12 protein-coding genes and 2 tRNA genes are annotated in these 15,163 nt (G+C 39.6%); 10 read left to right on the top strand and 4 right to left on the bottom strand.

Annotated features, from left to right (window positions below; genetic code table 11):
- The first annotated feature begins 137 nt into the window (after positions 1-137).
- From IWB18_RS09490 to larB, 5 genes are all read left to right on the top strand, one after another.
- Entirely contained in the window at positions 138-1,322 is a 1,185-nt protein-coding gene (locus IWB18_RS09490) for an MFS transporter (RefSeq protein ID WP_195683382.1), read from the top strand.
- Positions 1,323-1,464: 142 nt separating this feature from the next.
- Positions 1,465-2,856 (top strand): sensor domain-containing diguanylate cyclase, encoded by a 1,392-nt coding sequence (locus tag IWB18_RS09485; RefSeq protein WP_195683381.1) that lies wholly within the window; start codon positions 1,465-1,467, stop codon positions 2,854-2,856.
- Positions 2,857-2,993: 137 nt separating this feature from the next.
- A complete protein-coding gene (gene larC / locus IWB18_RS09480) occupies positions 2,994-4,157 on the top strand; it encodes a nickel pincer cofactor biosynthesis protein LarC (protein ID WP_195683380.1) in 1,164 nt (387 codons plus the stop codon).
- Positions 4,154-4,957: an ATP-dependent sacrificial sulfur transferase LarE gene (gene larE, locus IWB18_RS09475; RefSeq protein WP_195683379.1), complete on the top strand. Its 804-nt coding sequence runs from the start codon at positions 4,154-4,156 to the stop codon at positions 4,955-4,957. The genes larC and larE overlap by 4 nt, the downstream gene beginning before the upstream one ends.
- A 9-nt stretch (positions 4,958-4,966) precedes the next feature.
- Positions 4,967-5,713 carry a nickel pincer cofactor biosynthesis protein LarB gene (gene larB, locus IWB18_RS09470; RefSeq protein ID WP_195683378.1) on the top strand — a complete coding sequence of 249 codons (747 nt, stop codon included), beginning with the start codon at positions 4,967-4,969 and terminating at the stop codon, positions 5,711-5,713.
- An 89-nt stretch (positions 5,714-5,802) separates the two neighbouring features.
- Here larB and IWB18_RS09465 read toward each other — a convergent pair whose 3' ends face one another.
- The gene (locus IWB18_RS09465) at positions 5,803-6,321 is read right to left on the bottom strand and encodes a nitroreductase family protein (RefSeq protein WP_195683377.1); all 519 of its coding nucleotides are present in this window, start codon (positions 6,319-6,321) and stop codon (positions 5,803-5,805) included.
- Positions 6,322-6,514: 193 nt separating this feature from the next.
- On the opposite strand from IWB18_RS09465, the gene IWB18_RS09460 reads away from it, so the two are divergent.
- A tRNA-Gly gene (locus IWB18_RS09460) sits at positions 6,515-6,589 on the top strand.
- A gap of 50 nt (positions 6,590-6,639) precedes the next feature.
- Positions 6,640-6,715, top strand: a tRNA-Arg gene (locus IWB18_RS09455).
- Between the two features lie 106 nt (positions 6,716-6,821).
- On the opposite strand, the gene IWB18_RS09450 is transcribed toward IWB18_RS09455, so the two are convergent.
- Positions 6,822-7,889 carry a tyrosine-type recombinase/integrase gene (locus tag IWB18_RS09450; RefSeq protein WP_195683376.1) on the bottom strand — a complete coding sequence of 356 codons (1,068 nt, stop codon included), beginning with the start codon at positions 7,887-7,889 and terminating at the stop codon, positions 6,822-6,824.
- Between the two features lie 66 nt (positions 7,890-7,955).
- Complete coding sequence (locus IWB18_RS09445; RefSeq protein WP_195683375.1) at positions 7,956-8,405, bottom strand: ImmA/IrrE family metallo-endopeptidase; 450 nt, start codon at positions 8,403-8,405, stop codon at positions 7,956-7,958.
- 232 nt (positions 8,406-8,637) lie between these two features.
- On the opposite strand from IWB18_RS09445, the gene IWB18_RS09440 reads away from it, so the two are divergent.
- The 3 genes from IWB18_RS09440 to IWB18_RS09430 are packed head-to-tail and all read left to right on the top strand — an operon-like array spanning position 8,638 to position 14,461.
- Positions 8,638-10,203, top strand: a complete 1,566-nt coding sequence (locus IWB18_RS09440; protein ID WP_195683374.1) for a type I restriction-modification system subunit M — start codon at positions 8,638-8,640, stop codon at positions 10,201-10,203.
- Positions 10,200-11,441: a restriction endonuclease subunit S gene (locus tag IWB18_RS09435; protein ID WP_195683373.1), complete on the top strand. Its 1,242-nt coding sequence runs from the start codon at positions 10,200-10,202 to the stop codon at positions 11,439-11,441. The genes IWB18_RS09440 and IWB18_RS09435 overlap by 4 nt, the downstream gene beginning before the upstream one ends.
- Entirely contained in the window at positions 11,441-14,461 is a 3,021-nt protein-coding gene (locus IWB18_RS09430) for a type I restriction endonuclease subunit R (RefSeq protein WP_195683372.1), read from the top strand. Before IWB18_RS09435 ends, IWB18_RS09430 begins: the two co-directional genes overlap by 1 nt.
- Positions 14,462-14,615: 154 nt before the next feature.
- On the opposite strand, the gene IWB18_RS09425 is transcribed toward IWB18_RS09430, so the two are convergent.
- A partial coding sequence (locus IWB18_RS09425; RefSeq protein ID WP_207740801.1) for a hypothetical protein occupies positions 14,616-15,163 on the bottom strand: 548 nt, incomplete at its 5' end.

Raw genomic sequence — 15,163 nt, 5'->3', positions numbered from 1 at the left:
GTTTCATTTATTATTGAACTGCCATCATCTTTGTGATAGAATTCGAGATATGGTATAAGAACAGTTTTTTTTCGTCCAAAATTAAGCGTACTTAAAACTGAGGCGATCATATTAAATTTATTTTGAAGGAGACCACAATGAAAAAAAATAACATCAAATTGGCAATCTTGTCAATGTCATCATTACTTATGATATCGATGACAGCTTCTGCAATATTGGCGGACATTGCAGCTCATTTCCCGCAAGTAGAGTTGTCAGTGATTCAAATGGTACTGGCAGTACCTTCTCTGCTGGCAATGTTTTTTGCTTTAATGTCAGGACCGCTTTCGGTTAAAATTTCTAAAAAATCCTTGGTATTATTTGGCCTTGTAAGCGGATTTATTGGTGGTATGCTTGGTTTGACACTAGGCACTACAAACGTCTACATTTTAATTTTTGCCAGTGTACTTATCGGAGTAGCTCAAGGTATAAATTCGACAATGACCATGGCACTTATAGCTGACTTCTTTGATGGAGAGGAAAGAGGAACCCTAATGGGTCTTCAGTCCGCTTTTGTAAATGGAGGAAGTATGCTTATACTTTTGACTGCTGGCATGTTGGGCGGCATAAAATGGAATTATTCTTACTTGATCTATATCCTCTTTTTGCCCGTGTTTTTTATAGTTTCAAAGAATCTTCCAAGACAGAACAGAGTTCATGAGGAGTCCGAGATGGATGGGGACGGAAAGTTGAACGGAACAGTGTATTTCAATTGCTTGATTATACTGGTCTTTGGCATAATGACCTTCGTTTTTCAATCCAATATCGCTATTGTTATGAACAGTAACGGGCTGGGAGATGCATCTACGACAGGGCTTGTAAATTCATTTATGACTGGAATAGGAATGTTGACCGGTGTCTTTTATGGCAAAATCAGAAAGGTTCTTAAAAACTTTATCATACCTTTCGCTCTAGTAGCAGTAGGAACCGGAACATTGCTGATCTATGCAATGACAAGCATACAGACAATATTCCTGGCTGCTTTTCTGGGTGGATTTGCAATGTCTTCTACAATCCCCACAATAATGTTCAACGTATCCAATGCAGTATCGGCTTCAAAAAGTTCCATGGCCATAGCCTTGGCTAATGGATCAGTCAGTATTGGAATGTTTATTTCTCCTTTCATCATAAATCCTTTGGCAGAATCATTGAATCCCGGCTCAGTGGAATTCAAGTATATGATGTCCGGTATCGGGCTTTTAACATTAGCTGTTGTAGCATTCTTTGGTTATAAGGCAATTGACAAATTTTCAAGCAAATCAATGGATCCCATTGAAAATTAATGTAAAATCCAAATACAATTAAACTGCACTGGCAGGGGCATTGGTGCTCCTGCTTCTTTTATTGTAAAAGTCTGAAAAGAAGTGTATAATTTTTTTAATTGTGTTTTGAAAATAAGCTGTTTCAGCTCGGCGGAGGTTTGATTTGGTCGGATTTAATTCTAGAGAGAAGAAAATGCTGAAAATCATTGAAATATCCCAAAAATTCATCGATAGTACCGAAAGCACCATCGATTACGGATTCATTACAGATATGATGCGGGAACTTTCAGGTGGTAAATACGTGGGTTTCAATATTTTCAATTATAGAAACAAGGAGTTCAAGACTCGGGGTTTAAGTGGAGAATCCAAGTATATCAAGAAAGCAAACAAGTTGCTTGGTTTTGACATTTTGGGAAAATCCTGGCCTTACGATGAGAAAAAGTATAAAGCGATCAAGGGAAGTCAAGTTACGATTTACAAAAATTTACGTGAGATCGCCAGTGAAGTACTAGGTGAAAAATTGGTAAAAGGCATCGAAGATTTTTTCGATATAGGTCAAGTGGCGCTGATAAGCATTTACAAAGACAAAAAAATAATGGGCGATTTTACGATAATGATGGATATTAAAGACGAGATAAAAGATTTGGGGCTTCTTGAAATTTATGCTTCAATGGTAGGTATGATGCTTGACAAGACTGAAGCGAAAAAATTAAGTGCTGAAAACAAGGAAAGTCTGGACAGATTTTTTTCTGTAAATATAGACCTTTTGTGCATTGCAGATTTCGAGGGTAATCTTGTCAGAGTCAATAGAGCCTGGAAAAACGTTTTGGGGTTCGACCCAAGTTATCTTGAAGGGAAAAAATTTATTGAGTTCGTGCATCCTGAAGATGTGGAAAAAACCATGAAAGCACTAAAAATTCAAGAAGAAGTTTTAGAATTGGACGAATTTGTTAACAGGTACAGAAGAATAGACGGGAGCTACAGGTATTTGGAGTGGAGAACTCAAGCGTATGAAAATCTCATTTATGCTTCAGCCCGAGATATTACCGAGAAAAGAGAAAAACAAAAGGAAATCGAATTTCTGAGTTTTCACGATCATCTTACTGGTCTGTACAACAGAAGGTATTTGGATGATTCAATATTTAGACTTGATAACAATAGAAACATTCCTTTTTCGATAATTTCAATAGATGTAGATAACCTTAAGTTCACCAATGACTCTTACGGTCACGAAGCTGGAGACAAGTTATTGGTTTTAACATCCGAAATAATATCAGACATATGCAGATCCGAGGATATAGTGTGCAGGATCGGCGGAGATGAATTTGTCATTCTCCTGCCAAATGCCACTGAGGCGGTGGCAAAAGATGTGATAAAAAGGATAAATGACAGAGTTGAAAAAACTAAAATGTACGGCAAAACGGTTTCTATGTCCATGGGACATGCGACCAAAACCAACAAGAATGAAAAATTGTCTGATATCTTGAAACTTGCAGACGATGAAATGTATGTGAAAAAATTTAAACACTATGAACAACCGGCTTACAGACAGTAGGTCGGTTGTCTTGTAAGAGTCAGGCTGAGTTTGCATAAGATGATAACAAGAATATTGTCGGGGCATGGATTTCTTATGAAAATATAACCTGAATTCTGATATAATCTATAGGTAAACAATAATAGGGAAGTGATACATTGAAAGTACTATATTACGATTGCTTTTGCGGAATAAGCGGAGATATGAATTTAGGTGCAATGGTAGACTTGGGAGTCGATCCGGATCATATACAAAAAGAACTGGCAAAGTTGTCAGTTGCTGATGAATTTGATGTGTCATTCACAAAAGGTGAAAAAAGAGGAATAACAGGCATTAAAGCAGATGTGATATTAAAAGGAAACGATCAAACACACAGACATCTTTCGGATGTAAATAAGATTATTGAAGAAAGTTCGCTGAGCAATTATGTTAAAGATACCAGTAAGGCAATTTTCAGGATAATAGCCGAATCGGAAGGCAGGGTACATGGAAAAAGCGCAGAAAGTGTTCATTTTCATGAAGTGGGAGCAATAGACTCTATCGTAGATATCGTAGGCGCAGCCATCTGCTTGGAGTATTTAAAACCTGATATGCTAATTTCATCGCCAGTGCAGTTGGGTGGAGGTTTTGTCAAGTGCGCTCATGGAACAATGCCTGTACCTGCACCTGCGACAATAGATATTTTAAAAGGGATTCCTGTAAAAACAGGTTTGGTAAACAGCGAAGCTACCACACCCACAGGTGCTGCAATCATAGCTCATGCAGCCAAGAGATTCAATGAAGGTTTTTCGCTGCCGATTTCCAAGATAGGTTATGGACTTGGTACAAAAGATTTTGATGTGCCCAATGTATTAAGGGTATATTTGGCTGAGGAGCATATGGCGAATAAAGGCCAGCTGATTTTGGAAGCGAATATCGATGACATGAATCCAGAGCTTTATTCATTTGTAGAAGAAATGTTTTTTGAAAACGGGGCTTTGGATGTTTTCAAGGTTCCGATAATCATGAAAAAATCTCGTCCGGGAGTAAAGCTTTGCGTACTCTGTGAGCCTGAAGTTCAGCATACAATGGAAGAGTTGTTCTTTGTTCATACGACAACGCTTGGGATCAGAAAATATCCGGTTGAAAAAATATTGCTCGATAGAAGCTTCGTTAAAGTAAAAACTCCCTGGGGTGAAGTTACTGTGAAGCAAGGCTTGAAAAATGGAAAAATAATAAAACAAAAACCGGAATTTGATGAATGCGTAAAAATCGCTAATGAAAATAAAATCCCTATGGAAAAGATCTATAGGTTCATATGGAGAAATTTGGAGGATATATGATTTTAGAAGAAAAATATGACAGTTTGATTTCTTATATTAAAAGCATGAAAAAAGCAGTCATTGCATTCTCAGGAGGAGTGGATAGTACTTTTTTACTTCACGTTGCCAAGGAAGCACTGGGCGAAAATATTATAGCTGTGACAATGATATCTCCTTACATACCTAAATGGGAGATCGAGGAAGCTAAGGAATTATCTGAAAAACTTGGTGTCAGACACGAGTTTATTAGTACTGGAATAATCGAAGAAATACGAGATAACCCTGAAGACAGATGCTATTTATGTAAAAGAGCTGTATTTGGGAAAATATTGGAATTTGCAAAAGGTCAAAAGATTAGTTATGTCATGGATGGAACCAACGAGGACGACATGAAAGATTATAGGCCTGGGCTAAAGGCCTTGCAGGAACTTGAAATTGTAAGTCCTTTAAAGGAAAATGAGATAACTAAAGAAGATATCAGACTAATGTCGAAAAATAAAGGCTTAAAAACTTGGGATAAACCTGCGTACGCATGCTTACTAACTAGAATTCCCTACGGGACTGAGTTAAAAGTTGAGGATTTTGAAAGAATAGAAAGAGCGGAAGTTTTTTTGATGGATCTGGGATTCAAGGCAGTAAGAGTTAGAAGTCATGGTGATCTGGCTAGAATAGAGGTGCCGTCTGAATCGAGAGAAAAATTATTTGATACTAAATTGTTGGATAAGATTTCAGAAGGTATAAAGGAAGCTGGCTTTACGTATGTAACTTTGGATATGGATGGCTACAAAATGGGTGGATTCAAACTCAAGTCAGGGGAGTAGAGGTGTAAAATGGATTTAAAACAAATCGAAGAAATCCTTCGTTCTGTAAAAAGCGGAGAAAAAAATATTGAAGATGGGGTTCGTATTCTGGCGGATCTCCCGTACAAAGACTTGGGTTATGCGACGATCGATAATCACAGAGAAATAAGAAATGGTTACCCTGAAGTGATATATTGTGAAGGCAAAACCGTAGACCAGGTTAAAGGAATAACAGAGTATATGTTGACAAAAAACGAAAACATTTTGGCTACCAGAGCTACCGACGAAATGTTCGAAGCCATAAAAAGTCTAGCCCCTGATGCTGAATACAACAGATTGGGTAAGGTAATAACAATAAAAAGAAAAGAACAAAAGATTAGTGAATCGTACATAGCGATAGTTTGTGCGGGAACTTCCGATCTTCCAGTGGTTGAGGAAGCATATGAGACTGCGAAGATGTTGGGTAACAAAGTTGAGAAGATAGCAGACGTTGGAGTTGCAGGTTTGCACAGGTTGGTATCTAAAATAGAAATAATAAGGGGTGCAAAGGTCATCGTCGTGGTTGCCGGTATGGAAGGGGCTTTAGCCAGTGTAATTGGAGGATTGGTTGACAAACCGGTTATAGCTGTACCCACAAGTGTGGGTTATGGTGCGAATTTCGGGGGATTGGCAGCCTTATTGGCTATGTTGAACAGCTGTGCAAGTGGAATCAGCGTGGTCAATATCGATAACGGATTTGGTGCGGCTTATAATGCAAGCATAATAAATAAACTATAGTTTAAGTCATTAATAGTGTGAGCTGCTTAGAAAATAGCAATAAAAAACTTTAGGAATCTTATGTGTCTGGGTTCCTAAAGTTTTTTAATTTAAAAAGATTCGAACACTATCGTATCTTCCAATGACTTTCTCGTCTCCTTGTGCCTGTCCGGAGACTTGGGTTCATCAGGGCTGTGTCCTACAACCAAAATATTTACAGGTTCAAGATTGGGTGGGAAATTAAAACTCTCTTTAATTTTTTCAGAATCGAAAAAACATATCCAGACTGAATTGAGACCTTTATCAGTAGCGGCTAACATCATATGATCGGTGACAATCGTGGCATCGATATCGCCATGCTCTTTTCCATCTATGGGTCTGAGCCATGAGTTATCAGTGTCTTTGCAGACGACCAATGCAAGGGGAGCACCATAGATTCTTGCTGATTCAGAAAGTTTTTCCAGATTCTCGTCATCTTGTATAACTAATACCTTATAAGGTTGGATGTTTTTAGCAGTAGGGGCGACTCGACCTGCTTCCAGAATATAAGTTAGCACGTCCCCGTTAATTTTTTCTTCTGAATAAACTCTGGAAGAGTATCTTTGTTTTGCCAAAGTCAATAAATCCATTCAAATTCCTCCTTTTCATAATCTAATATTTATCCCTGATGTTGAACATAAAACACTATTTGATCAAATTTAATCAAAATTTTAAATTTAGAAGAGCCGAAATGAATGAATTGGATTTTTTTGTTTTTTCTATTGAATTTTATATGGATACTGAGTATAATGTTAAAGGTAAGTTGTTTCAACAATATAAAATGCGAAAGTGGCTCAGTGGTAGAGCATCGCCTTGCCAAGGCGAGGGTCGCGGGTTCAAATCCCGTCTTTCGCTCCATTCGTTATTAAAATGAACCAACGGTTCATTTTTTTATATTTACATCTTGCGTGCCCGTAGCTCAGTGGATAGAGTGGCAGACTTCGAATCTGTTCGTCGGGGGTTCGAATCCCTCCGGGCACGCCATACGCTTACGTATCAGGGCTTTTGTCCTGGTTTTTTTTATGCTCAATAACCGGAAAATAACCGGTAAGTAAATTTTTGAATTAAAAAAAGGCCTATTGGCCTTGATTTATTCTACGATCATTCGATCCACCATTTTGCGTAAATCCTCGGTATTATAATGTACATAGTTCTCCATAGTCATTGTTATAGTTGAGTGTCCTAACATACGTGCAATATCTTCTAAAGAGTACCCCATCTGTCGTCCCCTGGTGGTGAAAGTATGGCGCAGCGTATGAGGCTTTCTATATGGGACATTAGCTTCTTTTAAAATATCTTTGAATTCCTTACGGAAACGAGATTGGTTAGTATAATTTCCCGAAAGCTGAGAAGGAAATACCAGTCCTTTATCCTCATATCCAGCAGCCATCTTTTCAATCCTATTTAGTTGTTTCTTTTTATTCAGATCCTCAAGAAGTGAAGGTGGAAATACCAAGTAGCGAATAGATGATTTAGTTTTTGTTGTAGTCAATTCTCCTAAGCCATTGACTGATTTATTGATTGTGATGATACATTTTTCCATATCTAAATCGTTCCATGTTAAAGCAAGACATTCACCGAGGCGCATGCCGGTGTAGAGCAACAGCTTGATCATGCACTGATTTCTATGTTCTATGCTAGTAAATCGTTTTATCTCTTCTTTTGTAAAAACTTCAATTTCTTTCTTATCCATCTTCTTTGGGTTCTTCACCCCGCGGCAAGGATTCCTCAAAATATATCCGTCATTCTCAGCATATCCAAAGAACTTATTTAGTAGTTTATGAATATTATCTATTTGGGAGTAAGTGACATTAAGGCTGTTATAAAAATTTTGAATAGTGATGGATTTCATGTCACTTACTCTGAAACCTCCAATAGATGAGTTTTGAATAAATTTTTTAAAAACACCGTTATACCTTTTATAACTGCTTGTTTTGACTTCGTGCTTTACAAATGTTTCTAACCAGTTTTCTATAGCTATCGAAAGAGATTTTTCTGCCAAGTTTGGGTCGATACCATTTTTTATCATATCGAGGTACATATCACGCTTGATTTCAGCTTCTTTCTTGGATTCGCCATAGAAAGCAATTTCTTTTCCACCAATTGTTTTTCGTACTCGGTAATATTTTTCTTTATAATTTCTTTTAGCATATGCCATTTAAAACATCTCCTTTTAAAAATAATTGATTGCCTTTATAAACTCTAAACTAGTGATATTAATGTTCTATTTGAAGTAACCTGATAACATCAAGCTTTGAGTCAATAACTTTCTATATTGGATGAATTCCAGCGTTACACCGTATTCCTCAGCCAATTCAGCATCGGTTTCACAATATTTTAATGATTCTTCAAATATGTAGACTGGCATTAGAAAATATGCTGCAAATGCCTTTGCCTGAGCTTCGTTTTTTGCAATGGTTACTTTGTCACTGGAAAAATGATTATGTACGTGATACTGGGTGTGACAGTACTCATGCACCATATTTTCGCGCAAATTTGAAGCAGCACCATGTGGCAAAAGCATTTGATTTGCAATGACTAAACCGGAGTGGATATTTTCAATAATTTGGACTTTGATTTTGCGATCAAATATGACTTTCTCTATCACATCCAAAGGGATGGGGAAGTCATATATCTCATATTCGGTAATTAAGTAGTTTGCTCTCTGAAGCATTCTATAAAACAAATTTATCACCCGTTCAATAATCGTGTTATAATGTGATTATACAGAACAAATGTTCGCGTCGCAACACTATAATTGAAAGGATAAAATTTTAATAAATCGAAATATTTGATCTGCCATAGATACATTTTGTTGAATTTGTTATAATTTACATGATTGGTGCTTGTGAATCACATGATATGAACATGATAAAAACAACAAAATTAGATATGAGGAGAAACCTATGGACAGAAAAAGAGATCAAGAACGAGCAGAACTACACAAAACTATTTGGGGGATCGCCAACGATCTTCGGGGAAGTGTGGATGGTTGGGACTTTAAACAATATGTACTGGGCATGCTGTTCTACCGATATGTATCTGAAAACCTTGTAAGTTATATCAACCGGGGAGAAAGGGAAGCTGGTGTCGAGGATTTCGACTATACCAATTTGACCGATCCGGAAGCGGAAACCGCAAGAGAAGATCTGGTTCAAACCAAAGGCTTCTTTATCTTGCCAAGCGAACTTTTCCAAAATGTTCGAAAGAATGCAGCAAGCGACGAAAACCTCAATGAAACGTTGGAGCAGGCATTTCGAAACATAGAAGCATCTGCCAAGGGAGCAGCCAGTGAAGATGATTTCAAGGGCCTCTTTGACGACATCGATGTCAACAGCAACAAGCTGGGCGGAACGGTCGCAAAAAGAAACGAGAAGCTGGTCAAGCTCATGAATGGCGTTGCTGCAATGAAGCTTGGCGATTACATGGACAACACCATCGACGCTTTTGGGGATGCCTACGAATATTTGATGGGCATGTATGCCTCCAACGCTGGAAAAAGCGGAGGGGAGTACTATACGCCACAGGAAGTCAGTGAACTCCTTACCAGGATCACTTTGGTTGAGAAAACGGAAGTCAACAAGGTCTACGACCCTGCCTGCGGATCTGGATCCCTTTTATTAAAGTTTGCCAAGATCTTGGGGAAAGAAAATGTCCGCCAAGGATTTTTTGGACAGGAAATCAACATCACCACCTACAACCTTTGCCGGATCAACATGTTCCTGCATGATATCGACTACGACAAATTTGACATCGGTCATGGGGACACTCTAAAAGATCCAATGCACTGGGACGAAGAGCCATTTGAAGCCATCGTCTCCAATCCGCCCTATTCCATCAAATGGGATGGGGATGCGGATCCACTGTTGATCAACGATCCCAGATTTTCGCCAGCCGGTGTGCTGGCACCCAAATCCAAGGCAGATCTGGCCTTTGTCATGCACTCCTTGTCTTGGTTGGCCACCAGCGGAACGGCTGCCATCGTTTGCTTCCCGGGTGTCATGTACCGGAGTGGTGCAGAGAAGAAGATCCGAAAATACCTCATCGACAACAACTATGTTGATTGTGTAATCCAGTTGCCGGACAATCTGTTTTTTGGTACTAGCATTGCTACATGCATCATGGTGTTGAAAAAATCCAAGAAAGAGAACAAGACCCTTTTTATCGATGCGTCGAAGGAATGCATCAAGGTTACCAACAGCAACCAACTTACGGCAAAGAATATAGAGACCATTGTGGAAACCTATGCTCAAAAGAAAGACAAAGACCATTTTTCCAGGTTGGTTCCCAATCAAGAGATCGAGGAGCAAGACTACAACTTCTCTGTATCTACTTACATAGAGCAGAAAGATACAAGGGAGATCATTGATATTGAAGTCTTGAACAAGGAAATTGAAGAAATCGTTGCTAGGGAGCAAATACTACGGGATGAGATCGCCAAGATCATTGCAGAAATCGAGGTGGATGCATGAGCAGGTTGGAAGAGTTGATTCAAGAGCTGTGTCCGGATGGGGTGGATTTTGTTGAGTTGGGTAGCTTTGCAGATCTTGGTAATACAGGTGTAGATAAAAAAATCAACCCAAATGAACAAAAAGTTAGATTGCTAAATTATATGGATGTATATAATAATCGAAAAATAACCGCTGAAGTTATCAATATGGAAGTTACGGCATCAGAAAAGAAAATTCAAAACTGTGATATTAAAGCAGGAGACATATTTATAACACCTACATCTGAAACGATAGAAGATATTGGTCATGCTGGAGTTGTAGTAAGTGATATTTCTGATGCTGTTTATAGTTACCATATTATGCGAATTAGGTTAAAATACAAGGAAATTAATCCTTACTATATTGCTTACCTATTTCGTTCTAATTCAGTTCAAAGGCAGATATTAAAGAAAGCTACAGGTTTAACCAGATACGGATTATCAAAAGGGAATTTTAGTAAGCTTGCTTTTCCACTCCCTCCACTACCCGTGCAGGAAGAAATTGTGCGCATATTGGATAGTTTCACCCAGCTTACAGCAGAGCTTACAGCAGAGCTTACAGCAGAGCTTGCAGCAAGAGAGAAGCAGTATGAGTATTACCAGAATTACCTATTAAAATTTGAGAATGTAGAATATAAAATGCTTAAAGACTTGTGTGAGATTGTTGATTATCGGGGTAAAACACCGAAGAAAGTAGAAAGTGGTATCTATTTGGTTACAGCCAAAAATATAAGAAAAGGTTACATAGATTACGAAAAGTCGAAGGAATATATAGCAGAAAATGACTATGATATAGTTATGCGCAGGGGTTTGCCGCGCATTGGAGATGTGTTAATTACTACAGAGGCTCCTTGCGGCAATGTTGCTCAAGTTGATAGAGAAAACATAGCTTTAGCACAACGTGTTATAAAATATAGTGCAAAGGATAGCACACTTAATAATAAATTTTTAAAATATATTCTATTAGGACGTGAGTTCCAAGATAAATTAAAAGCTACTGCGACAGGTGGAACAGTAAAAGGTATAAAAGGTAGTAAATTGCATAAACTAAGCATCCCTGTACCGCCTGTTGAGGAACAAGACCGAATTGTAGCCATTCTGGATCGCTTTGACACCCTATGCAATGACCTAACCAGTGGATTACCAGCAGAGATTGAAGCACGCCAGAAACAGTACGATTACTACCGGGATAAGCTTCTTACCTTCAAGGAGGTGGAGTAATGAGTCAATACAACATCGTGGTTTCCACAGAGAAAAGCACGGTTGTTGCCGAGTACATATCGACTTATAATCACACGTGGAAATACCAGAGCGAGGCTGACTTGGAGCGAGAATTTATCCGGCAGCTTCAGGAACAAGGGTATGATTATTTAAAGATCCACAACGAAGCCTCACTGGTCGATAACTTGCGAACCCAGTTGGAACAGATCAATGGGTATAAGTTTTCCGAGGAGGAGTGGAGTCGCTTTTTTTCGGAGTGCCTAGCAAGTCAAAATGAAGGAATCGTGGAAAAGACTCGAAAAATGCAAACGGATCATGTCCAGATCCTTCGACGGGACGATGGATCAACCAAGAATATCTACCTGATCGACAAGAAGAACATCCACAACAACCAGTTGCAAGTTATCAACCAATATGCGGAATCTCAGGGGAACCATGATACTCGTTACGATGTAACTGTGCTTGTCAATGGCATTCCTCTTGTTCACATTGAATTGAAACGTCGTGGCGTGGCCATACGGGAAGCCTTCAACCAGATCCGACGCTACCAGAGGGACAGTTTTTGGGCGGCCAGCGGTCTGTTCGAGTATGTCCAACTCTTCGTCATCTCCAACGGCACTCATACCAAGTACTATTCCAATACGACTCGGGCAAGTCACGTCAAGGAAAATGCAGCTGGGGAGCGAAAGAAGAGCAAGAAGACCAGCAACAGCTTTGAGTTTACTTCCTATTGGGCGGATGCCAACAACAAGGCCATTGCTGAGCTGGTGGATTTCACAAAGACCTTTATGGCCAAGCATACCCTTTTGAATGTTTTAACCAAGTACTGTGTGCTGACTTCGGAGGATCTGCTTCTCGTCATGCGTCCTTATCAGATCGCCGCAACGGAACGGATCTTGTCCAAGATCCAAATTGCGACCAACTACAAGAAACTGGGAACACTGGAGGCAGGAGGCTACATTTGGCACACTACCGGAAGTGGGAAGACACTGACCTCCTTTAAGACGGCACAACTGGCTTCGGCTTTGCCCTACGTGGACAAGGTCCTCTTTGTGGTGGACCGGAAAGACTTGGATTACCAGACCATGAAGGAATATGATCGATTCCAGAAGGGGGCAGCTAATAGCAATACCTCTACCAGGATCCTTGAAAAGCAGCTGGGGGATGAGACCTCCCACATCATCATTACCACGATCCAAAAACTGGACAGGTTCATTACCAAAAACAAGGGTCACGCCGTATTCCAAAAACATGTGGTCATCATCTTCGACGAATGCCATCGTTCCCAATTTGGCGACATGCACCTGAAGATTATTCGATCCTTCAAGAAATATCATTTGTTTGGTTTTACAGGGACACCCATCTTTGCAGCCAATGCCAGTTCCGGCGGAAAACCGAATCTTAAAACCACTCCGCAAGCCTTTGGGGAGAAACTGCACACCTATACCATTGTCGATGCCATCAACGACGGGAATGTCCTGCCTTTCCGCATCGACTACATCAGCACGGTCAAGATGAAGGATCATGTAAAGGACAAAGACGTTTCTTCCATCGACACGGAAAACGCCATGGCGGATCCGGAAAGGATCCGGGAGATCGTAGCATATATTTTGGAGCACTTCGATCAGAAGACCAAGCGAAACAGCTTTTATTCCCTGCAGGGACAAAGAATGGCCGGATTCAACTCCATCATGGCAGTCAGCTCCATTGCTGTGGCCAAGAAGTATTATACAGAGTTTCGAAAACAGCTGAAGGAGAATAATCGGAAACTCAAAGTGGCCACGATTTTCAGTTACAGTGCCAATGAAGCCGAGTCGGAAGATGTCCTTCCCGATGAAGAATTTGACACAAGTTCCTTGGACCAAACTTCCCGGGAGTTTCTTGAAGGAGCAATCAAAGACTACAATGCGGATTTCAACGTCAATTTTGACACCTCCGCCGACAAGTTCCCAAACTACTACAAAGATCTTTCCATGCGGATGAAAGGACGGGAAATCGATCTGTTGATCGTCGTGAACATGTTCTTGACGGGGTTTGATGCAACGACCCTGAACACGCTCTGGGTGGACAAGAACCTTCGCCAACATGGACTGATCCAGGCATTTTCCAGAACCAACCGGATCCTCAACTCCGTTAAAACGTATGGGAACATCGTATGTTTCCGTAATCTCCAGGAAGAAACAGACGAGGCCATAGCCCTTTTTGGTGATAAGGATGCGGAGAGCATCGTTTTACTAAAAAGCTATGACGCTTACTACAATGGATTTGATGAACATGGGAAGCATCAACCAGGCTACACGGGACTGATTGCAGACCTGGAACAGAGATTCCCAATCGGTCAGGCAATCATCGGAGAGCAAAACAAGAAGGACTTTATTCGCTTGTTTGGAGCAATCCTGCGGTTGAAAAACATCTTGACCGCCTTTGACCAATTTGCCGGCAATGAGATACTTAGCGAAAGAGATTATCAGGATTATCAGAGTGTATATATTGATCTGTACCAGGAAATGGGTGGGGGCGACAAGGCAGACAAGGAGAAGATCAACGACGACGTTGTCTTTGAAATCGAGCTGATCCGGCAAGTGGAGATCAACATTGACTACATCTTGATGCTGGTGGCTAAGTTCCACGAGACCAACTGCCAGGACAAGAGCATCTTGGTCACCATCGACAAGGCAATAGGATCCAGTATGCAGCTACGCAGCAAGAAAGAACTGATCGAGCACTTTATTGAAAAAGTCAGCAGTACAACTGAAGTAGAAGAAGCGTGGAAAAAGTTCGTCCACGAGCGGAAGGAAACGGACCTGGAGGCCATCATCAACGAGGAAAAACTAAAAGAAGAACAAACGAGAAAGTTCGTGAACAACTCTTTTCGTGATGGAACACTGAAAACCACCGGCACGGACATTGACAAGATCTTGCCGCCAGTTTCAAGATTCAGTGGTGGTAGAGAAGAGAAAAAACAGAATGTTATAGAGAAGTTAATAACTTTTTTTGAGAAATATTTCGGGATTGTATAATGGGCAGGTCCATGTGTGAACATAGGGTATAAAACAGAACCAATCTTTATATTGGTTCTGTTTCAGGCTGAGAGGTTCAATCGTTCGAAAAAAAGCATTTTATAAGATACTAAATTCATAAGTTGAATAACTTATACTAAATGAACATGTTTAATTAAGGCAATGGTATTGAGAGTATTAATTGTATAATAGAAAACACCATAGCAGCTATTCCGAGAATAGTAGTTATTGATAAAGCTAAAATTGACCAACGAGTCTGTTTGTTATCCGATTTCAAATTCTTGAATTCTTCTTGGAGTGTATCTATTTTTTTTTCAATTCTTTCTTCCCGTGCGTTTAATTCTGAAAACAATTGTTCAAACCTTTTGTCCATTCTTTCTTCTGTTCTATTAGAATTTTCAAGAATTCGGGATTCTAAGTCTTTACTGTTTTCAAATATTCGGGATTCACGTTCTTTAAAATTCTCTCGCAATTCAACGTGACTCTTTTCAATATTCCGAGATATTGTCTCAATGTTTTTTAATAATAAATCTTGGTTGTCCATTTTTTCTTCTCCATCTTCATAAGAATCTTCGGATGTTTCAAATGAATATTTTTGTGACTGTAAATATTTCATCAAATCATCATTAAATTCAGTAAGGTTTGTAAATGTTTCAGTAAAGGATTCTGGTTCTTTGATTCTTCCAGTGAAAGTTGTCGTTT

Origin of the sequence: Alkalibacter mobilis (genome assembly GCF_015594845.1) — a bacterium.
GTDB lineage: Bacteria > Bacillota > Clostridia > Eubacteriales > Alkalibacteraceae > Alkalibacter > Alkalibacter mobilis.
Note: the sequence above shows the minus strand (reverse complement) of the source record. Positions and strands in the feature narration are given on the sequence as shown.

Coding starts and splice junctions, on each gene's coding strand:
- IWB18_RS09465 (WP_195683377.1), bottom strand. CDS start 6,321: ATGGATTTATTGACTTTGGCAAAACAAAGATACTCTTCCAGAGTTTAT.
- larE (WP_195683379.1), top strand. CDS start 4,154: ATGATTTTAGAAGAAAAATATGACAGTTTGATTTCTTATATTAAAAGC.
- IWB18_RS09450 (WP_195683376.1), bottom strand. CDS start 7,889: ATGGCATATGCTAAAAGAAATTATAAAGAAAAATATTACCGAGTACGA.
- IWB18_RS09435 (WP_195683373.1), top strand. CDS start 10,200: ATGAGCAGGTTGGAAGAGTTGATTCAAGAGCTGTGTCCGGATGGGGTG.
- IWB18_RS09430 (WP_195683372.1), top strand. CDS start 11,441: ATGAGTCAATACAACATCGTGGTTTCCACAGAGAAAAGCACGGTTGTT.
- IWB18_RS09490 (WP_195683382.1), top strand. CDS start 138: ATGAAAAAAAATAACATCAAATTGGCAATCTTGTCAATGTCATCATTA.
- larB (WP_195683378.1), top strand. CDS start 4,967: ATGGATTTAAAACAAATCGAAGAAATCCTTCGTTCTGTAAAAAGCGGA.
- IWB18_RS09440 (WP_195683374.1), top strand. CDS start 8,638: ATGGACAGAAAAAGAGATCAAGAACGAGCAGAACTACACAAAACTATT.
- IWB18_RS09445 (WP_195683375.1), bottom strand. CDS start 8,405: ATGCTTCAGAGAGCAAACTACTTAATTACCGAATATGAGATATATGAC.